We start from the raw sequence: 21043 nt of genomic DNA on the forward strand, positions 1-21043 counted from the left end.
GACACTTTCCCTCAGGAGTAGAAAAATGCTCGACCAGTCAAACGAACTCGCCGCCTGGGACCGCGATCACTTCTTCCATCCCTCGACCCATATGGGCACCCACGCGCGTGGCGAGAGCCCGACCCGTGTGATCGCCGGCGGCGAAGGCGTCACCATCTGGGACAACAACGGGCGCAAGAGCATCGATGCCTTCGCCGGACTCTACTGCGTCAATGTCGGTTATGGCCGCCAGAAGATCGCCGACGCCATCGCCGCGCAGGCCAAGAATCTCGCTTATTACCATGCCTATGTCGGGCACGGCACCGAGGCGTCGATCACGCTCTCCAAGATGATCATCGACCGAGCGCCGCAAGGCATGTCGAGGGTCTATTTCGGGCTCTCCGGTTCAGACGCCAATGAAACCAACATCAAGCTGATCTGGTACTACAACAACGTGCTCGGCCGGTCCGAGAAGAAGAAGATCATCTCGCGCTGGCGCGGTTATCACGGCTCCGGCATCATGACCGGATCGCTGACCGGCCTCGACCTGTTCCATAACGCCTTCGACCTGCCGCGTGCGCCGGTCATGCACACCGAGGCGCCCTACTATTTCCGCCGCGCCGACCGCTCGCTGAGTGAAGAGCAGTTTTCGCAATACTGCGCCGACAAGCTCGAGGAGATGATCCTCGCCGAAGGGCCGGAAACGGTCGCCGCCTTCATCGGCGAGCCGATCCTCGGCACCGGCGGCATCGTGCCGCCGCCGGCCGGCTATTGGGAAAAAATCCAGGCGGTGCTGAAGAAATACGACGTGCTGCTGGTCGCCGACGAGGTCGTCACCGGCTTTGGCCGGCTTGGCACCATGTTCGGCTCCGACCACTACGGCATCAAGCCCGACCTGATCACCATCGCCAAGGGCCTGACCTCGGCCTATGCGCCGCTCTCCGGCGTCATCGTCTCCGACAAGGTGTGGCAGGTGCTCGTCCAAGGCTCCGACAAGCTCGGCTCGCTCGGCCATGGCTGGACCTATTCGGCGCATCCGATCTGCGTGGCCGCCGGCGTCGCCAACCTGGAACTGATCGACGAGATGGACCTGGTGCGGAACGCCGGCGAGACCGGCGCCTATTTCCGCGCCGAGCTGACGAAAGCCGTCGGCGGCCACAAAAACGTTGGCGAGGTGCGCGGCGACGGCATGCTGGCGGCAATCGAGTTCGTCGCCGACCGGGACGACCGCGTGTTCTTCGACGCCTCGCAAAAGATCGGACCGCAGGTCGCGACCACCCTTGCGGCAAGCGGCGTCATCGGCCGCGCCATGCCGCAGGGCGACATTCTCGGTTTCGCGCCGCCGCTCTGCCTGACACGGCAAGAGGCCGACATCGTCGTCTCCAAGACGGCCGACGCGGTGAAGAGCGTGTTTGCCAGCATCTGAAGAACCGACATGAATGCCATGACCAAAACCCTCCCCACCACCATGGCCGCCGTGCAGCTGATCGGGCACGGCGGGCCGGAAAAGCTCGTCTACCGCACCGACGTCCAAGTGCCCTCGCCCGCTCCGGGCGAGGTGCTGGTCAAGGTCACCGCTTGCGGCATGAACAACACCGATGTCTGGGTGCGCCAGGGCGCCTATGGCACTGAGGAGGATGCAGCCGCCGTCTCGACATGGCGGCGGCAAGGCAACACACTGACCTTCCCGCGCATCCAGGGCACCGACACGGTCGGCAACATCGTTGCCGTCGGCGACGGCGTGTCGCCGGCCCGCATCGGCGAGCGGGTGATGGTCGATTTCTCCATCTACAATCGCGACGACGATTCACTCGCCGACATCGACTATATGGGCCACGGCCGCGACGGCGGCTATGCCGAGTACCAGACAGTGCCGGCCGAGAACGCCCATGTCGTCAGCACCGATCTGAGCGACGTCGAACTTGCCACTTTCTGCTGCGCCTATCTCACCGGCGAGCAGATGCTGGAACGCGCCGCATTGAAAGCCGGCGAGCGCGTGCTGGTCACCGGCGCCTCGGGCGGCGTCGGCTCAGGCATCGTGCAGCTGGCGCGGGCACGCGGCGCCATTCCCTATGCGGTTGCCGGCAAGGGCAAGGAACAGGCCGTGCGTGACATCGGCGCCGAGGCGGTGATCACCCGCGGCGTTGCCGATCTGCCGGCCGCCGTCAACGAGGCGACCGGCGGCCGGCCGATCGACGTGGTGGCCGACCTCGTCGGCGGCGCGATCTTCAACGACCTGCTGCGCATCCTCAGGCCCGAAGGCCGCTACACGACGGCGGGCGCGATTGCCGGCCCGGTCGTGCAGCTCGATCTGCGCACCATGTATCTGAAACAGCTCCAACTGCATGGCTCGAGCCAGGGCACACGGGCGGATTTCCGCCGCATCGTGCGCTACATCGAGGAGAAGAAGATCCGGCCGCTGGTCGGCGGCGTCTACAAGCTCTCCGATTTCCATCGCGCCCAGGCCGATTTCATCGCCAAGGATTTCGTCGGCAAGCTGGTGGTCGTACCGGATGCCATCGGCCGCTGAATAGCCTGATCAGCTTTGTGGTCGCACCTGCTTGGCGGCGGCCTCGAGCGACCGTTCAAACGCGTCGATCACCTGGTCGACCTGCGGCTCGGTGATGATCAGCGGCGGGCAGAAAGCCAGCGCATCGCCCATATTGCGCGAGATGACGCCGTTCTGCTGCATGAAGCCGTTGACGAGCCCGCCCAGTTCACCGGTCTTCCCCCACGGCGCCTTGTTCGCCTTGTCGCCGACCAGTTCGACCGCCGCGATCAGGCCGATGCCACGCACCTCGCCGACAAGCGGGTGCGAAGCGAGCGTGCGCAGCCGCTTCTGCATATGCGCGCCGACCGCACGCGCATTGCCGACAAGGTCGCGCTCCTCGATCAGCTTCAGGTTCTCGAGCGCGACCGCTGCCGCAACAGGATGGCCGCCGCCGGTGAAGCCGTGGCCGAAGGTGCCGATACGATTGCTTTCGTCGGCAATCGGCTCGAACACCTTGTCGTTGATCAGCAGGGCTGAGATCGGCAGATAGGACGAAGAGATCTGCTTCGACAGCACCATGATGTCGGGCCTGATGCCGAAGGTCTGCGAGCCGAACATCTCACCTGTTCTGCCGAAGCCGCAGATCACCTCGTCGGCGACCAGCAGGATGTCGTATCTCGACAGCACCGCCTGTATCTTCTCCCAGTAGCCGGAAGGCGGAACGATGACGCCGCCGGCGCCCATGATCGGTTCGCCGAAAAAGGCGGCGATGGTTTCCGGTCCTTCGGCGAGGATCAGCGTTTCCAGCTCGTCGGCAAGCCGCGTCGAAAACAGCTCTTCGCTTTCACCCGGCAGCGCCTCGCGCCAATGGTGCGGCGTCGAGGTATGCAGCACATTGGCAATCGGCAGGTCAAAGGAGGTGTGGTTGTTGGGCAGTCCGGTCAGGCTTGCCGAGGCGATGGTGACGCCGTGATAGCCCTTCTTGCGGCTGATGATCTTCTTGCGCGCCGCCTGGCCGAGCGCATTCGACCGGTACCAGATCATCTTCATGGCCGTATCGTTGGCCTCGGAACCGGAATTGGTGAAATACGCCTTGCTCATCGGCACCGGCGCCATCTGCACCAGTCTCTCGGCGAGATCGATCAGCGGCGAATGCGATTTGGAGCCGAAATCGTGATAGTAAGGCAGCTTCGACATTTGCCGTACTGCCGCATCGACCAGCCGCTTCTCCGAAAAACCGACCGCGACGCTCCAGAGCCCCGCCATCGCCTCGATATAGCGGTTGCCGGCAAGGTCCTCGACATAGATGCCGTCGCCCTTCTCGATGACGAGCGGCCCCGACTCCTGATGCTTGCGCGCATTCGTATAGCCATGCATGTGAAAGCTTATGTCGCGGGCTTCGGGTGAATTCGGTCGTGCGTCCATGACGGCTCCTGTGCTGCACGCGGAACAGTCCTGCCCCCGGTCCGGCTCGGCAGGTCCCCGTGCGTTATGCCGTTTGATGCATCTTTCTCGAACGGTATAGTGTCAAGCGCTTTCGACAGGGCCAGCGGATGGGTGGACGCATGCAGAACTTCGGCTTGACCTAACCGTGGACCATGTCGACTGCATTGTCGCCGGCGCCGGTGTTGTAGGCCTGGCGATCGCGCGAGAGATGGCGCAGCGCGGCATCGATACGCTGGTCCTGGAAGCCGAGAACGCTATCGGCACCGGGACAAGTTCGCGCAACTCCGAGGTCATCCATGCCGGCCTCCACTATCCGGTTGGATCGCTGAAAGCCCTGTTCTGCGTGGCCGGCCGGGAAAGACTCTATCGCTATTGCGAGGAGCGGGCGATCCCGCACGCGCGCTGCGGCAAGCTCATCGTTGCCACAAATGCCGAACAGGAGCCGGTGCTCGCCTCAATCCGGGCCAATGCACGCGCTTGCGGCGCCGGCGACCTGGTGCCGTTGCGCGAAGCCGAGGCGCATGCGCTGGAGCCCAGCCTTAGGTGTACGGCAGCGTTGCTGTCGCCGGCCACCGGGATCATCGACAGCCATGCCCTGATGCTCGCCTTGCTGGCTGATGCCGAAGCGCACGGGGGGGCACTTAGTCTCAACACGCGCATCGCCTCCGGCCGCATCGAAGCGGGCCGCGTCGTGCTCGAGACGGTGGACGCTGCAGGCGGCGAGCGCTTCGAAATCACCACTCCGCGTTTCGTCAATGCCGCCGGGCTTGGCGCGGCAGCACTTGCAGGTTCGCTAGAAGGGCTCAATCAGCAATTCGTGCCAAAGCTCCATTATGCCAAGGGCAATTATTTTTCGGTGATCGGCCGGGCACCGTTCTCGCGATTGGTCTATCCGGTGCCCGAACCCGGCGGGCTCGGTGTTCATCTGACGGTCGATCTCGACGGCGTCACCCGCTTCGGGCCGGACGTCGAATGGATCGATCAACTCGACTATCGCGTCGACCCGGCTCGTGGCGAGCGCTTCTACAGCGAGATCCGCAAATACTGGCCGGACCTGGCCGATGACAGCCTGCAGCCCGCTTACAGCGGCATCCGGCCAAAACTGTCCGGTCCCGGTGAGGCCAATGCCGACTTCTTCATCCAGGACGTGGCGGTGCACGGCGTGGATAGCCTGGTCAACCTGTTCGGCATCGAAAGCCCCGGCCTGACCTCCTGCCTGGCGATTGCCGACCATGTCGCGCAGTGCCTCGCGCCGAACTTGTAGCGTGCGGCGCCCGCGCAACGATCTGCACTGTATCAAGGCGCATTGCGTGAACTTTCAGGCGCAAGTCGCCTATGAGGCACATCGCGCACTTGCAGCCCGCTCCGCGCTCTGATTCCCTGCATTCTGGGCTGTCCTGATTCGCACTGCCCGGTTCAAAGTTTTCGCAGTGCGCCCGGAACAAGCTTCCAGCGACCACTCGGCGTATCCAGGGAGAACGGCAATGAACACCGCGACGAGGCCGGTAATCTCGGAGATGAGGCCCAAGATCACCGTCGTCGGGGTCGGCGGCGGCGGCGGCAACGCCGTCAACAACATGATCGCCGAAGGCCTGCAGGGCGCGGAGTTCATCGTCGCCAACACCGATGCCCAGGCCCTTGCCATGTCGAAGGCAACGAGGCTGATCCAGTTGGGCGCTCATATCACCGAAGGTCTCGGCGCCGGGTCCCTGCCCGAGGTCGGCCGTGCCGCGGCCGTGGAATCCATCGACGAGATCATGGATCACCTTGCTGGAACGCATATGTGCTTCGTGACCGCCGGCATGGGAGGCGGAACCGGCACCGGTGCCGCGCCTGTCATAGCGCAGGCAGCACGGGCAGCCGGAATACTGACCGTCGCCGTCGTTACCAAGCCATTTGTCTTCGAAGGCAGGCGCCGCATGTACGCTGCCGACGAGGGCATCGAGCGCCTGCGCGAAAGCGCCGATACCGTCATCGTCATCCCCAACCAGAACCTGTTCAGGATCGCCGACGCCAGAACCACGTTCGCCGACGCCTTCGCCATGGCCGACCGGGTTCTTTATGCGGGTGTCGGCTGCATCACCGATCTGATCGTCAAGGAAGGCCTGATCAATCTCGACTTCGCCGATGTAAAGTCGGTGATGCGCGACATGGGCCGCGCCATGATGGGAACCGGAGAAGCCGCAGGAGAAGGCCGCGCCAAGAAGGCGGCGGAAGCGGCAATCGCCAACCCGCTGCTCGACGAAGCTTCGATGATGGGCGCCAAGGGCGTCCTTGTCTCGATATCGGGCGGCATGGACATGACGCTGTTCGAGGTCGACGAAGCCGCTACCCGCATCCGCGAGGAGGTCGACAACGATGCCGACATCATCGTCGGCGCCATCTTCGACAAGGCACTCGCCGGAAAATTCAGGGTATCGGTCGTAGCGACCGGCTTGCGGCGTGGCCTGGAGATTCCGCTGCTGGCCGAACCGGAAGTTCGCATGAACTGAACGCGTATCGCGTGCAACTCGCTCAGCCGACTGCCAGCCTCGCGTCACCAGGGCCGCGCGCCGTCGATGACTTCCTATCAGCCGACGGTTGCTCGCGAGCTGTATCCGATACTCAGGCCGCCCGAACGCTGCGCGCTCCACGCGCCCAGGCCGGCAGCCAATTGCCATGCGCAACCAGCAAATCATCGACCAGCGACCATATCTGGTCGAGGTCGAGCTCGGCCGCCGTGTGCGGGTCCATCATCGCCGCGTGATAGATGTGCTCGCGATTCTCGGTCATCAGCGCCTGGACCGTCAGCTCCTGGACGTTGATATTGGTGCGGATCAGCGCGGTGAGCTGCACCGGTAGGTCGCCGATGAGGGTGGGTTGAATGCCGGAGGCGTCGACGAGGCATGGCACCTCGGCCGCGCAATTATATGGCAATGACGTGATGCAGCCGTTGTTGCGGACGTTGCCGTAGATCACCGACGGCTCGCCGGTCCAGACCGAGTTCATGATCGAGGACGCATATTCCTTCGACTGCTCCACTTCGATCTTGTCAGCCGAGCGATAGGCTTCCGCTTGCCCCTTCCAGCGTTCGATCTGCTCGATGCAGCGCTTCGGGTATTCGTCGAGCGGGATACCGAATTTCTCGATCAGGTCGTCGCGCCCGTCCTTGATGAAATAGGGCGTGTATTCCGCGAAATGTTCGGAGCTCTCGGTGACGAAGTAACCGAGGCGCTTCAGCATCTCGTAGCGCACTCTGTTCGGGCAGCGCGGATTCCATCCCGGCTTCGGCGCCCGCCCTTCGCTGTAGGCGCGCAGCAGATCCGGGTAGAGGTTGCGATAGGAGCCATCCAGCTGGCGGTGCTCGAACTTCAGGTAGAAGGCCATGTGATTGATGCCGGCCGAGCGGTAGCGAATCTCCTCGTAGGGAATGTCGAGGTCATGCGCCAGTTCCATCGCCGTGCCTTGCACCGAATGGCAGAGGCCCACCTGCTTGATGTCAGGGTATTTCTCAGCGATCGCCCAGGTGTTGATCGCCATCGGGTTGACATATTGCAGCATGATCGCCTGCGGGCAGACTGCAAGCATGTCCTCGCAGATCTTCCAGAGATGCGGCACGGTTCTCAAGCCGCGCATGATGCCGCCGACACCGAGCGTATCGGCGATGGTCTGGCGCAGACCGTATTTCTTCGGAACTTCGAAGTCGGTGACGGTGCAGGGCTCGTAGCCGCCGATCTGGAAGGCGACGACGACGAAATCGGCGCCCGCCAGCGCCTTGCGCTGGTCCGAATAGGTTTCGGCTTTGGCCCTCACGCCGAGCGTCGAGATCAGCTTGCCGACCACGATTGCGCTTTCCTCGAGCCGTTGCGGATTGATGTCCATCAGTGCGATCGTCGCGCCGGATAAGGCCGGACGCTGCAATATGTCGCCGACGATGTTCCTCATGAACACCGTCGAGCCAGCTCCGATGAAAGCGACCTTGGGATTTCTTGCCACAACGACCTCCGGCTTAAGCAATCAGGCTACCTCGAAAGCGGCCTTGACCAGCCGTTCGGTGTAAGCGGTTTTGGGATGGGACAGGACTTCGTCGACCGGCCCCTCTTCGACGATCTTGCCGTGCTGCATGACGATGACGCGGTGGCACAGCGCCCGAACGACCTTGAGGTCGTGCGAGATGAAGATGTAGCTCAGGCCCCGTTCGCGCTGCAGCTTGCGCAGCAATTCGATGATCTGCGCCTGGACGGAGAGATCCAGTGCCGATGTCGGCTCGTCGAGTACGATGAATTCCGGTTCGAGCGCGACGGCGCGGGCAATCGCAATACGCTGGCGCTGGCCGCCGGAAAACTCGTGCGGGAAGCGCGACAGGATATCGCCGGGCATGCCGGCGCTGATCAGCGCCTCGCGCACCCGCTCTATCCGATCGTTCCTGGTGGCGCCGATTCGGTTGACGACCAGCCCTTCCTCGATGATCTGGCCGATCGTCATGCGTGGGTTGAGCGACGAGAACGGATCCTGGAAGACGACCTGCATGCGCGACCGCAACGGCCGCATCTGCGAACGTGAACAGCCATGGATCGGCTGGCCATCGAAATAGATCTCGCCGCTGTCCGTGGTGTTGAGCCTGAGCAACGCCTCGCCGAAGGTGGTCTTGCCCGATCCGGATTCGCCGACGAGACCCAGCGTCTCGTGCCGCCGAAGGGTCAGGCTGAGACTGTCGACGGCGACGAGTTCGCGCAGATCCGGCCTCATGAACGTGCCATGCCGCAGCATGAACGAGACGCGCACATCCTTGGCTTCAAGAATGACGTCGGCGCCTTCCGGCAACGGATTTGCCTGGCCGCGCGGCTCGGAGGCAAGCAGGTGACAGGTGTAGGGATGCTGCGGATCGGCAAACAGCCTCTCCGTCACATTGTGCTCGCGCATCTCCCCATGCTGCATGACGTAGACATAGTCGGAGAACTGCCGCACCACGGTCAGGTCGTGCGTGATCAGGATCACCGCCATGCGCAGTTTCTTCTGCAGGTTTCGGATGAGATTGAGGATCTGCGCCTGAACCGTGACGTCGAGCGCCGTCGTCGGCTCATCGGCGATCAGCACATCGGGATCGTTGGCCAGCGCCATCGCGATCATCACACGCTGGCGCTGGCCTCCGGAAAGCTGGTGCGGGTACTGCTTCAGCCGCGCCTGGGGCTCAGGAATCTGTACCTGCTGCAGCAGCTCGAGCGCTCTTGCTTCGGCCTGCCTGCGGCTCATCTTGCGATGCACCCGTATCGCCTCGACGATCTGGCTGCCGATCGTGTAGATCGGGTTGAGCGAACTCATCGGCTCCTGAAAGATCATCGAGATGCGGTCGCCGCGCAGTTTGCGCCGCGCACGCTCGGAAAATTTCAGGATGTTCGCCCCGTTGTATTCGACAGTCGATTTCGGCGACACGACCGCGCGTTTCGACAACAGTCCCATGACGGTGCGCGCCGTCACCGACTTGCCCGATCCTGATTCGCCGACTATGGCGATCGTCTCGCCGCGATAGAGCTGGAAGGAGATGTCCTTGACGGCTTCGACCATGCCGTGCTCGACCTTGAAATCGACGGCGATGTTGCGGGCATCGATGACCGGTTTTTCCGAACGGCCGTCATGGTCGAGCCGGACAGGAGGTGCGAAGGATTTGACGAGCGCGTGTTGCATCATGTCACGCTCAATACGGATCGACCGCATCGCGCAATCCATCGCCAAGCGCGTTGAACGCGAAGACGGTGATAAGCACGAAGCCGACCGGCGAGAGGATCCAGGGATAGGTGCCGATGACCGAATAGGTCGCGGTGTCCTGCAGCATCAGGCCCCAGGAGATCAGCGGCGGTTTCACCGCGAAGCCGAGAAAACCGAGGAAGGATTCGAGCAGGACGACGCTGGGGATCGCCAATGTGACGGCAACGATGACGTGGCTCATCACGTTTGGGAAAATGTGCTGCATGATGATGCGGCCGTCGGTGGCGCCGACCGCCATCGCCGCACGGACGTAGTCGATCCGCGCCAGCGCCAAGGTCTTGCCGCGCACCTCGCGCGACATCTGCGCCCAGCCGAGAGCCGACATGACGACGATCACGAAGGCCAGGAAGACATTCGTCGGCGCCGTCACCGGAACAAGCGACGTCAGCGCCAGATAAAGCGGCAATTGCGGAAATGCGAGCACCAGTTCGACGAAGCGCTGGACCCAGACATCGAATGTGCCGCCGAAATAGCCCGACACCATGCCGACTGTCGTACCGATCACGGTGACGATGAAGACCACCGTCAATGCGATCATCAACGAGATGCGCGAACCATAGATCGCACGAGCCAGCACATCGCGGCCGAATTTGTCGGTGCCAAGGAAATGCACCGGCTGGCCGTCGGTCGAGCCGAAAAAGTGCCGGTTTGCGGGAAGCAGGCCGAGCAGTCTGTACTCCGCTCCCTTGACGAAGAAGCCGAGCAGCCGCGGATGGTCGTAGTCCGGCCCGACGACGGGTTGGAAGGTAACCGGGTCGAGGTCTTCCGAATCCGCCAGGGCATAGACGCGTGGCTGGAAGACGAAGTTGCCATCCTTGTCATGGAAGCTCATCATCTGCGGCGGGGCAAAGCCGACATCGGTCACCTTGGGATCCATCGGTGCGAAGAAGTCGGCAAACACCGCCAGCAGCACCAGAAACGCGACCAGGATGAGCCCGGCCATGCCGGTCCAGGACCGTTTCAGGCGGCGCCAGACGAGCGCGATGTAGCTCTCATTGCCGCGCGGCTTGATCTTGGCCGGTTCCTCGGCAAGTGGCGGCAGCGAGGGCTCGAAGGCAAGCATCTCAGGACCCTGCATATTGGCGCACACGCGGGTCGAGCATAACGAGCAGCATGTCGGCGATGATGTTGCCAACGATCAGCGTCGCCGACAGCACCATCATGAAGGTCGCCGTGACATAGACGTCGCCGACCGCCATCGAGCCGACGATCGCCGGGCCAACGGTCGGCAGGGCAAAGATGATCGCCGTCTCGATCTCGCCGGTCAGCATATAGGGCAGCACCACGCCCTGATACATAACCAGCGGATGCAGCGCATTGGGCACCGCATGGCGCATGACGACCGCACCGCCGCTGAGGCCCTTGGCGCGAGCGGTCTCGACATATTGCGCGTTCAGCGTGTCGAGCAGATTGCCGCGCATCACCCGCATGTTGTAGGCGAGCCCGCCGAAGGTCGCGATGGCGACCACCGGCCAGACATGCCGGACGAGATCGACGAACTTCGCCCAGGACCACGGCGCCCCGCCAAATTGCGGCGAAAAGAAGCTGCCGATCTCGGAGACGTTAAACTGGAAGACCAGCAGATAGACGATGATCAGCGCCATCAGGAAGCGCGGTACCGTCATTCCGAGGAAGGAAATCGCTGACAGCGTACTGTCGATCCAGCTGTACTGCCTGGTCGCCGCCCAGATGCCGAAGCCGATGCCCAGCACCGATGCCAACAGGTGGCAGACAAGCGCAAGCAGCAGCGTGCGCGGCAGCCGCTCGCCAACCACGTCGGCGACGGGCTTGTTGTAATACAGGCTGTGGCCGAAATCGCCGCGGGTGATGATGCCGCCGATCCAGTTCAGGTATTGGAGCGGAACCGGCTTATCGAGGCCGTGCTCCACGCTGTAAGCCTTCGCCTGAGCATCGGCCTCGGCAAAGGAGGCTCCACCCTGGTTGATGAGCTGCAAGCGGATATAGTCGGCATAGTTACCCGGCGGTGCCTGGATGATCGCGAAGGTAACCACGCTCAAAATGGCGAGAACCGGTATTGCGCATGCTATGCGCATAAGCAGAAATCGCAGCATCGACCGTTTTGCTCCTCGCTCAGATTCTCAGTTATCCCTCACCGCTGGCTTTGTCCCGGCCGCGCCAGCAGCGCGGCCGGGAATTTTCAAGTCAGGGGAGGAAACTCAGTTCGTCGGACCCTTGTCCCCGGGCTTTCCGGGAAGCTGTTCGGGAAACAGCTCATATTTCTGCTGCTTGTCGGCGGCCACCCAGACCCGCTCGCGGACGATCGAGTCCTCGGCCCAGTTGAACATGAAGATTGGCGTTCCCTGCGGGATATTGGAGAAACGTTTGTTGATGATCAGCGCGCCGGGATATTCGGTGAGCCCGACGGTATAGACGTGTTCCGTCGAGATCTTCTGGAACTGCTTCATCAGGCTGGCCCTCTGGTCATTGTCCTGCGCCGAGACAAACTTGTTGACGATATCGACAAGGTCCTTCTCGAAGGGCATCAGATCTACCTGGCCGTTTTCCGGAGCGCGGTGGTTCCAGCTGGTGCGTGGGCCGACCGGCGCCAGTTGCTCGGTGTTCTGCACGACCGAGGTGAGTTCCGTTTCGTTGCGCCTTATCAGCCAGTCGAAGCGACCGGAGTAATTGGCCTGATCGCGCTGGGTACCGTTCAACCCGTTCAGGACAACGCGAATACCTAACTTCTCCATCTGACCGACGACGCCCTCCGCGAGGCTCTTGTCGGTGGTGTAATCGTTGTTGACGAGCATCACGATCTCGACATTCTTGCCGCCGGCGGTGCCGGCAGGAAAATTGACGAAGCCGTCGCCGTCCGTGTCCTTTAGGCCTGCCTTGGCGAGTTCCGCCTTGGCGCCTTCGAGATCGAAGGGGTAGTAGACCGTCGACTTCCGGTCGTAGAAGCTCGTGCCCGAGGAGAAGCCGCCGGGATAGATGGCAGTGAACGGACCCTTGACCAGCGAGTCGCCGAGCGCCTTGCGGTCGAGCGCCATGGTGACGCCCTTGCGGAAATCCTCGTTGCGGTTCAGCTCGCGTATCGCCTGTCCGCGCTCGTCGGGGTTACCCCAGCCATTGGCTGAGAAATTCATGCGCAGATTATAGCCGATCAGCCGCGGACCGAACGCAAGCCGTGCCGGCGCGTCCTTTTGTGCCGCGCGCTTCAGCGAGGCGACGAAGTTCTCCGGCTGCTCCAGATTGGAGAAGTCTCCCGCCCCCGATACCGCCTGAACGTCGCGGTCGGCCCAGGTCGACAATTTGTAGTGCAACTCGTTGAGATACGGCAGCTGGTTGCCCTTCTCGTCGACCTTCCAATAGTACGGATTGCGACGCATGACGATGATGTCGTCGGGGCGGTATGCCACCGGCACCCAGGCACCCATCACCGGCATGTTCATATATTCCGGCGGGAAGGCGTTCTTGAACTGCTCGTAGGTGTTCTTCGAATATTTCGGATGCTGCGGCTTGAGGATATGCGACGGGCCCGGACAGAAGGTGCCGTAAGCCATGGCGTAAAGGTATTGTTTCGGAAAGGCGTCCTTGAACGTCCACTCGACGGTGTAGTCGTCGATTTTCTTCAGCGTCGTGCCGGCGCCGAAGGTCTCCTGCGTGGCACCGTTCAGCGGCGACACATTAGGGTCGATCACCTCGTCGTCCCAGTAGAACATCACATCGTCGGCGTTGAACGGAACGCCGTCCGACCATTTCGCGCCCTCGACCAGATGCATCGTCAGCGTGTGGCCGTCCTTGGACCAGTCCCAGCTCCTGGCGAGGTTCGGCAGCGGCTCCGTGTCCTTGGCCTCGACCTGGAACAGCGGCGCGGTGCGCGTCAGGCATTCGGAAAGGCCGATGTCGATGCCGCCCCAGCCCTGCGTCTGGCCGGCACCATAGTTCCAGCCCTCCGGCCGGCCGCCGATGACATGACGCATCGTATCACCGTAGACACCGACGCCGTCCGGCATATTGCCGGTCTTGAAGACCAGCGGCTCCTTCGGTAACCGGTCCTTGACCGGCGGCAGCTTGCCTGCCTTGACGTATTTGTCGGTGACCCAATCGGGTTCCTGGTATTCCGGAAGTGCCTTGAACTCCAGGATGGAGTCGCGCGCGACGTACTTGATCTTTCCCTCGGCCGGAAATTGCGCGGGCACCGGCGGCACGGTCGGCTCGGATGCATACGCGTTCAGGGCCGAGGCCGAGACGCTAAGCGCCAGCCCGGCGAGAATGCCAATGTTTCGGAAATTCCTCATCGTCTCTCCTCTCTGTTGTTCAGGAGCGCGTTGACGCCGCTCCATTTCTCCTCGAACGAATGTACTTCCGGGTGCGGTGCCGAAAATTCCTCCCGAAAGCTTGCCGCGATCCGTCCTGGCGAAATTCAGACGGCCTGCTTGAGAGCTGTTTTTTCCGCACGTAGTTCCTCGATCGAACGGACGTCGCGCCGTGCCGCTCCGGCCCATTCACGGGTCTTGATCCTGGATTTGGAAAGCCGCTCCTTCGCGGCCGGCACCGCATCGGCATATTGAGGCAGCCAGCGGGCCTGGGCGACGACCATTTCGTCCACCATCTGCCAAACCTCTTCCGGCGTCGAAACCGCGCCGACCAGCGGATCGTGCAGGACGGCGAGCTTCAGCAGGTCGATATCGCCTGAGATCGCCGCATGAACCGACATGCGCTGGACGTTGATCGAGGAAGTGCAAGTGGCGGCGCAGGCCTCCGGCAGCGTGATGCCTGCAGCCATGTTGATGCCGAAGCGATCGACGAAGCCGGGCGACTCGATGATGGCGTCCTGCGGCAGGTTGGTGACGATGCCGTTGTTCTTGACGTTGAAATGGCCGCGATAAACGCGGTTCGTCTCCAGCGCCTCGAGAATGTGGCTGGCATGCTCGTTGGAGCGCTTGGCGGGGTCTATCGGCCTGGCGGCGGATTCCAGAAATTGCGGGAACTCCGTTTCGAACCAGTTGCGTGTTTCGGTCGAATAACGAAGGTAGCCGCCGGTCTCGCCGTGGATCCAGTCGGACATGTCTATCCAGCGGGTGATTTCGTCCGGCCGCTTGCGATACCAGGGCAGGTATTCGGAAAGATGGCCGTTGCTTTCGGTCGAATAGACGCCGAAGCGCTTCAGGACATCGATGCGCAGCTTTTCCTGCTGCGAATAGACCGGATGCGCCTCGAAGGCGGCAACCAGTTCGTCCTTACCGATCTTGCGGCCGTTGAGACGCAGGTCGATGAACCAGGTCTGATGATTGATGCCGGAGCAGATGTAGTCGAGCTCGGTGCGCGACTTGGCGCCGAGCACTTCGGCGATCTGGTCGGCGCCATGCTGGACGCCGTGGCAAAGGCCGACGGTATCGACCTTGCCATATTCGATCGCCGCCCAGGTGTTCATGGCCATCGGATTGGCGTAGTTTAGGAATTTCGCCCCAGGCTCGGCGACTTCGAGGATATCCTTGCAGAAATCGAGGATTACCGGAATGTTGCGCTGGCCATAGAGGATGCCGCCGGCGCAGATCGTGTCGCCGACGCACTGGTCGATGCCATACTTCAAGGGAATGCGGATGTCGTCCGCATAGGCTTCGAGACCGCCGACGCGAACGCAGCTGATAATGTAGCGGGCACCCTCGAGGGCGGCACGGCGGTCGGTCGTTGCCGTAACCTTGGTCGGCAGCCTGTTGAATTCGACGACCCTGTCGAGGATCGACCTGATCATCTGGAGGTTGCGTTCGCTGAGATCGGTCAGTGCGAATTCGACATCCCTGAATTCAGGAACGCACAAAATGTCGGTGAAGAGCTTCTTGGTGAACCCGACGCTTCCCGCACCGATAATAGCGATCTTGAAACTCATCAGCCTCACCTCGACCTGATCGAACGCTAGGGCAAAGGCGGCGAAAAGAGGCCTGGCCCGCCTGCCACATTATGCAGGCTGGAATCCGGCACTTCCTCCCATCCGCTCGTTGACCGCGGTTTCTTTTGCTTTTCTCGAGGGATTATGCGCCTAATTCGGCACGCGACCAGAGAAGGATTATGCTTTTAGGGGTAATTTTGTGCTGCGGAACTTGATCGACATCGGGCCGGCGGGCAGGACGGTATCGCTGCCGCGCGGGCGCCAGCGCCTACACACCATGCCGACAAGCACCGGCTATGAAGTGCGCGAGAACGAGGTCTACGACTGGGATGGGCGCAAGCGCGGCCAGACGCCGTTTACCGTGCTCCAGCATACGATCAGCGGCACCGGCCGATTGCGCTACGAGAACCGGAACTACCGTCTGCAAAAGGGCGATACGTTGCTGGTTCTCGTGCCGCACAACCACCGTTACTGGCTGGCCAAGGGCGAACGCTGGGAGTTCTTCTGGATATCGATGAACGGCGAGGAGGCACTGCGCATCCACAAGTCGATCCTTGCCGCCGTCGGTCCGGTGCTGCGGCTGCAGCCCTCGACGATCGATCATCTCGCGGATTGCAGCGTACGCCTGATCACGGGCGCGGTCTCGCCGGGAGCCGCCTCGGCCGTCGCCTATGAAGCCGCCATGGCGCTCTACGACGATGTCTTCGGCTCGCATGCCGTCACCGACGACAAGAGCGCCATGCAGCCGGTCATCGACCACGTCAGGGCCAATCTCGACGGGCCGCTCCGCGTTGCCGATCTCGCCGAGATCAGCGGCCTGAGCCGCGCGCATTTCTCGCGCTGCTTCGCCGAGAGCGAGGGACTTCCGCCCGCCGAATTCGTGCTGCAGCAGCGACTGCAGCGCGCGGCGAAGTTGCTGACCAAGGCCGATTTCCTGCCGGTCAAGGAGGTCGCCATCATGTGCGGCTTCGAGGATGCCAATTATTTTTCCAAGGTCTTCCGCCGCCTCTACGGCATCAACCCGACGCAATTCCGCACCAACGGAATGTATGCCAGCCTGGGAACCGCCCGATAGATTGGCCCCGCTTGGCACCAGGTGAGGGAACGCTTTTGCTTCCCCTCGGTTTAGGACAAGAGAGCCCGCTCGCCGCGGCCGCACTCCGCTCTGGCGGAGATCAGGCCACAGATGTCAGGGGAGTGATCGATGAACAACCCCGATCCGAATAACCCGAATCCACTGCCGGACAATCCCAATCCGGAGCCGGCCCGGCCGCCTGCCCCGCCGGAGACTCCGCCGGGAGAACCTCCAGGCGTACCCCCGCCCTCGCCGGATCCAATTCCGACGCCGGACCAGGAGCCACTTGGAGTTCCTCCTGGCACGCCTTCCGAAATTCCTTCGGAGCCGACCTTTCCCGGGCCGACCGCCTGAAGGCGGTCGGAGTGGGGGATGGCAAGGGTGATTTGGCGGAGCGCTCGAAACGGGTCTTGCCATGGAACGTTTTGCGCTGGCGCTCATTCACCCTTCCATCACGCAATTCGGCGGCGGGCCCTGCAACCAACGGAGGTTAAAATGAAAGTTGGCAACTGCATGACAAAGGACGTCGAGATCGCCAGTCCGCAGCAAACCCTGCGCGATGCGGCAGAAATGATGGGTCGCCTCGACGCCGGCGCGATGCCGGTGGGCGAGAACGATCGGCTTGTCGGCATGGTAACCGATCGCGACATCGCAATCCGCGGCGTCGCCCAAGGCAAGACACCTGACGCCAAGGTACGGGAAGTGATGAGCACCGAGGTCAGGTATTGCTTCGAAGACGAAGACGCGGAGGATGTTCTGCGCAACATGGCTGACCTGAAAGTGCGCCGCTTGCCAGTGCTAAACCGTGACAAGCGCCTGGTCGGCATCGTTTCGCTGGGCGACCTCGCCACCAACAGCGAGACCGCGACAGCAGGTGAAGCGCTGAGCGGCATCTCGCAACCCGGCGGCGAGCATTCGCAAACGATACACTGACGGCGCGCCACCGGCCGGCCTTTGCCACGACCGAACCGCCGGCTTGATAGACGCCGGCCTGCCGGCGAAACAGTTCAGAGGCGAATTGGACTCAACCCGACGAGGAGCAAGCCATGATTACTATGAAGGCCGTCCGTATCCACGATTTTGGTGGACCGGAGGTTCTTTCGCTGGACGCGGTTCCGTTGCCTCAGCCCCATGACGACGAGGTCACGCTCAAGGTCTACGCGGCAAGCGTCAATCCCGTCGACTACAAGGTTCGCAAGGGCTCTTCGGGCGCGGATCTGCCCGTCACGCTCGGCCGCGACGTGTCCGGCGTGGTGGAACTGTGCGGCACGCGGGCCCATACGCTGAAGAAGGGCGATCCGCTATATGCCATGCTGGGCAACGACCGCGGCGGCAACGCCGAATATGTCGTCGTCAAGGCAACGGAGGCGGCGGCGAAGCCGCAACGCTTAAGCCACGCCGAAGCCGCCGCGGTGCCACTTGCGGGCCTTACCGCGTGGCAAGGCCTTTTCGATCACGGCGGCCTCAAATCCGGGCAGCGGGTCCTTATCCATGGCGGCGCCGGCGGCGTCGGTCACCTGGCGGTGCAGTTCGCAAAGGCCGCGGGCGCGTTTGTCGCGACGACCGTGTCCGCGCAGGATTTTGATTTCGTCCGCGCGCTTGGCGCCGACCAGGCGGTCGACTACAAGAACCAGCGCTTCGAGGAGGTTGTCGAGGACGTCGACCTCGTCTTCGACTTGGTAGCGGGTGAAACACAGGACCGCTCGTGGGACGTGCTCAAGCCCGACGGGACGCTCGTCTCAACGCTTTCCGAACCGTCGGCGGAGAAGGCCCGCCTGCATCGGGCTCGCGGCGTTTCCTATTTTACCAAGCCTAACGCGGCGCAGCTTGCCGAGATCAGCCGCCTCATCGACGCCGGGAAGGTCAGGCCATTCGTGCAGGCAATCTATCCTCTTGAGGAAGTCGCCAGGGCAGAGGAACAGCTCGAGAAGCAGCACACGCGCGGCAAGATTGTGCTTCAGGTAGCTGCCTGAGCACTCGCCGAACAACAGGCCGCAGGCCAGTTTGCGGAGCGCTCGGACACAGGCCGTTTTCTGCTGTCCAGAAGCCCGGCGGCCGAGAGTTTGACACAGGACGGCCCGCCGGGCCTGGCCGGCTTAGGTAGATGCCGGCTGAAGCAGCATGCGCCGGGTTTGCCGGGATGCGCAAATCAAACAAATCAAGGAGATGCAACGGATTGTGAGGCACGTCGCGACGACACCGTCGCACGGCCGCCGTCAGTGAACTGCGAAGCGAAGGGCACAGCGTTTACCGACAGGCGGGCTAGGTTCCTACCGGCCGCAAGCCGCAAAAAACCGCTTCAAACTGTCGGAAACCGGCGATAGGTTCGAACCATGTCTCAACCCGCCAATCCGATCTCCATTGCCCGTCGCGATCAGATGTTTCCAGCGCTGGCTGAGGCGGACCTGGACCGCATCGGCCGTTTCGGCGAAGCCGTGTCCTATGCCGCAGGCGAACAGATCGTTAAAGCCGGCGAGCTGGCGCCCGGTCTGATCGTGGTCCTGTCCGGCAAGGTGGATATCATCCAGGGGGGCAGCTTCGGCCGGCGCGAAACAGTCGTCACGCACGGTGCAGGCAATTTCGTTGGCGAGTTGGCGCAGCTTTCAGCCCGGCCCTCACTGGTGGATGTGGAGGCGATCGAGCCGGTCGAGGCGCTCGTCATCCCCTCGCAAAGGCTGAGGGACCTGATGGTGCAGGAAGCAAACCTCGGCGAGCGCATCATGCGGGCGCTGATCCTGCGCCGTATCGGCCTGCTCGAGAGCGGCACAGCCGGCCCGATCATTGTCGGACCGGTCGACAGCGGCGACGTATTGCGGCTGCAAGGTTTTCTGGCTCGCAGCGGTCAGCCGCATCGCGTTCTCGATTCGGCTGCCGATCCCTGCGCCAGGACCCTGATCGAACGCTTCCATGTCGATATCCACCATTTGCCGATCGTGCTTTGTCCAAACGGCAAGCTGCTGCTCAACCCCGGAGAGAACGAGCTTGCCCGCTGCATCGGCCTGGTGAGGCCGATCGACGCCGGCAAGCTGTACGACGTGGCCATTGTCGGCGCCGGACCGGCCGGCCTCGCTGCGGCCGTCTACGCGGCTTCCGAAGGGTTGTCGACGATCGTGCTCGATTGCCGTGCCTTCGGCGGACAGGCGGGTGCCTCCTCGCGCATCGAGAACTACCTCGGTTTTCCGACCGGCATTTCGGGAATGGCGCTGATGGCGCGCGCTTACAACCAGGCGCAGAAATTCGGCGTCGAGATGGTGATACCGGACGAGGCGAAGCTGCTGGGCAGCGCAAGCGACACGTCCGGTGCCCACTACACGCTCGCCGTCGGCGGCGGGGAGACCGTGCGGGCACGGTCAGTGGTGATCGCCAGCGGAGCGCGCTATCGCCGCCTCGACATGGCAAACCTGGCGCAATTCGAGGGAACCTCCGTGCATTACTGGGCTTCGCCGATCGAAGCGCGGCTTTGCGCCGGGCAAGAGGTAGCCCTGGTCGGCGCCGGCAATTCGGCTGGACAGGCTGCTGTCTATTTGGCGGCGCATGTGAAGAAGGTATGGCTGCTGGCGCGCGGCAGCAGCCTCGATGCGAGCATGTCGCGCTATCTGGTGGAGCGCGTCAGGGCACAGCCGAACATCGAAGTGCTGGCTGAGACGCAGATTGCGGCACTGGAAGGCGACGACGGCAATCTTGGCAAAGTGCGCTGGCGCAACCGCGACACCGAGACAGCACGTCCGATCCGCCACCTCTTCCTGTTCATCGGCGCCGATCCGAACACCGACTGGCTGGCGCAATGCGGCGTGGCGTTGGACGCGAAGGGCTTCGTTCGCACCGGGCCTGACATTGGCCAGGAACGTGGTGCGCTGGAGACGAACCGCGGCGGGGTGTTCGCCATCGGCGACGTGCGCTCCGGCTCGATCAAGCGCGTCGCCGCTGCCGTCGGCGAAGGCGCCCAGGTGGTTGCAGCGCTGCATGCATATCTCGCGCGAAACGGCAGTCTCGCCGTGGCGCAACAACTGGTCAGGAGCGTATGATGGCAGACGAATGCAGGCACGCCGGGAACATTCGCGACGTGACACCGAGCGCGCTCGGCTGCGAGGAATGCCTGAAGAGCGGTTCGCAGTGGGTGCATCTGCGGCTCTGCCGCACATGCGGCCATGTCGGCTGCTGCGACGACTCACCCAACCGTCATGCCACCAAGCATTTTCGGGCAACCGGCCATCCTGTCATCGAAGGCTACGATCCGCCGGAAGGTTGGGGATGGTGCTACATCGACGAAATCTTCCTCGACCTCGGCGACCGCACCACGCCGCAAAACGGTCCGATACCGCGCTTCATTTGAGCTTTTTGCGAGCGGGCCGCTACAGCAATTCCAGAAAAAGTGTGAACGGTTTTCGTCCGGAATTGCGTCAAAACAAAAGATGGAGCTGTTCGGCGATTCCGTGAAACGATGAACCCTTCT

The 21043-nt window shown here is 62.6% G+C and carries 16 protein-coding genes; 9 read left to right on the plus strand and 7 right to left on the minus strand.

Annotation, left to right across the window (positions count from 1 at the left end; translation table 11 throughout):
• Positions 1–25 precede the first annotated feature (25 nt).
• Positions 26–1405 carry an aspartate aminotransferase family protein gene (locus NKJ17_RS18330; RefSeq protein WP_352689619.1) on the plus strand — a complete coding sequence of 460 codons (1380 nt, stop codon included), beginning with the start codon at positions 26–28 and terminating at the stop codon, positions 1403–1405.
• Positions 1406–1414: 9 nt separating this feature from the next.
• Positions 1415–2509 carry an alcohol dehydrogenase family protein gene (locus tag NKJ17_RS18335; protein ID WP_352689620.1) on the plus strand — a complete coding sequence of 365 codons (1095 nt, stop codon included), beginning with the start codon at positions 1415–1417 and terminating at the stop codon, positions 2507–2509.
• 9 nt (positions 2510–2518) lie between these two features.
• Here the strand turns inward: NKJ17_RS18335 and NKJ17_RS18340 are convergent, their stop codons facing one another.
• Positions 2519–3895 (minus strand): aspartate aminotransferase family protein, encoded by a 1377-nt coding sequence (locus tag NKJ17_RS18340; protein WP_352507186.1) that lies wholly within the window; start codon positions 3893–3895, stop codon positions 2519–2521.
• 166 nt (positions 3896–4061) lie between these two features.
• Between NKJ17_RS18340 and NKJ17_RS18345 the strand changes: the two genes are divergently transcribed.
• Positions 4062–5180 (plus strand): NAD(P)/FAD-dependent oxidoreductase, encoded by a 1119-nt coding sequence (locus NKJ17_RS18345; protein WP_352507187.1) that lies wholly within the window; start codon positions 4062–4064, stop codon positions 5178–5180.
• 220 nt (positions 5181–5400) lie between these two features.
• Positions 5401–6408, plus strand: a complete 1008-nt coding sequence (gene ftsZ / locus NKJ17_RS18350) for a cell division protein FtsZ (RefSeq protein ID WP_023677189.1) — start codon at positions 5401–5403, stop codon at positions 6406–6408.
• 112 nt (positions 6409–6520) lie between these two features.
• On the opposite strand, the gene NKJ17_RS18355 is transcribed toward ftsZ, so the two are convergent.
• The 6 genes from NKJ17_RS18355 to NKJ17_RS18380 form a co-directional block, all read right to left on the minus strand.
• On the minus strand, positions 6521–7891 hold the full coding sequence (locus NKJ17_RS18355; protein ID WP_352507188.1) for an alpha-glucosidase/alpha-galactosidase: 1371 nt from the start codon (positions 7889–7891) through the stop codon (positions 6521–6523).
• A gap of 21 nt (positions 7892–7912) precedes the next feature.
• On the minus strand, positions 7913–9580 hold the full coding sequence (locus NKJ17_RS18360) for an ABC transporter ATP-binding protein (RefSeq protein WP_352689631.1): 1668 nt from the start codon (positions 9578–9580) through the stop codon (positions 7913–7915).
• Between the two features lie 10 nt (positions 9581–9590).
• A complete protein-coding gene (locus NKJ17_RS18365) occupies positions 9591–10724 on the minus strand; it encodes an ABC transporter permease (RefSeq protein ID WP_352507189.1) in 1134 nt (377 codons plus the stop codon).
• A gap of 1 nt (position 10725) precedes the next feature.
• On the minus strand, positions 10726–11733 hold the full coding sequence (locus NKJ17_RS18370) for an ABC transporter permease (protein ID WP_352507190.1): 1008 nt from the start codon (positions 11731–11733) through the stop codon (positions 10726–10728).
• Between the two features lie 105 nt (positions 11734–11838).
• Positions 11839–13923, minus strand: a complete 2085-nt coding sequence (locus NKJ17_RS18375; protein WP_352689621.1) for an ABC transporter substrate-binding protein — start codon at positions 13921–13923, stop codon at positions 11839–11841.
• 125 nt (positions 13924–14048) lie between these two features.
• Positions 14049–15515, minus strand: coding sequence for an alpha-glucosidase/alpha-galactosidase (locus NKJ17_RS18380; protein WP_352507192.1), 1467 nt, complete (start codon positions 15513–15515; stop codon positions 14049–14051).
• A gap of 277 nt (positions 15516–15792) precedes the next feature.
• Here NKJ17_RS18380 and NKJ17_RS18385 point away from each other — a divergent pair, with 277 nt between their 5' ends.
• The 5 genes from NKJ17_RS18385 to NKJ17_RS18405 all read left to right on the plus strand — a co-directional run bounded on the left by NKJ17_RS18385 (position 15793) and on the right by NKJ17_RS18405 (position 20923).
• Positions 15793–16590 carry an AraC family transcriptional regulator gene (locus tag NKJ17_RS18385; protein WP_352507249.1) on the plus strand — a complete coding sequence of 266 codons (798 nt, stop codon included), beginning with the start codon at positions 15793–15795 and terminating at the stop codon, positions 16588–16590.
• A 495-nt stretch (positions 16591–17085) separates the two neighbouring features.
• Complete coding sequence (locus NKJ17_RS18390; RefSeq protein ID WP_352472517.1) at positions 17086–17523, plus strand: CBS domain-containing protein; 438 nt, start codon at positions 17086–17088, stop codon at positions 17521–17523.
• A 113-nt stretch (positions 17524–17636) separates the two neighbouring features.
• The gene (locus tag NKJ17_RS18395; protein ID WP_352507193.1) at positions 17637–18563 is read left to right on the plus strand and encodes an NADP-dependent oxidoreductase; all 927 of its coding nucleotides are present in this window, start codon (positions 17637–17639) and stop codon (positions 18561–18563) included.
• A gap of 360 nt (positions 18564–18923) precedes the next feature.
• Positions 18924–20615: an FAD-dependent oxidoreductase gene (locus NKJ17_RS18400; protein WP_352689622.1), complete on the plus strand. Its 1692-nt coding sequence runs from the start codon at positions 18924–18926 to the stop codon at positions 20613–20615.
• Entirely contained in the window at positions 20612–20923 is a 312-nt protein-coding gene (locus tag NKJ17_RS18405) for a UBP-type zinc finger domain-containing protein (protein WP_352507195.1), read from the plus strand. The genes NKJ17_RS18400 and NKJ17_RS18405 overlap by 4 nt, the downstream gene beginning before the upstream one ends.
• Positions 20924–21043: the final 120 nt, after the last annotated feature.

Source organism: Mesorhizobium sp. M0208, assembly GCF_040322015.1.
In the GTDB taxonomy this organism is placed as follows: domain Bacteria; phylum Pseudomonadota; class Alphaproteobacteria; order Rhizobiales; family Rhizobiaceae; genus Mesorhizobium.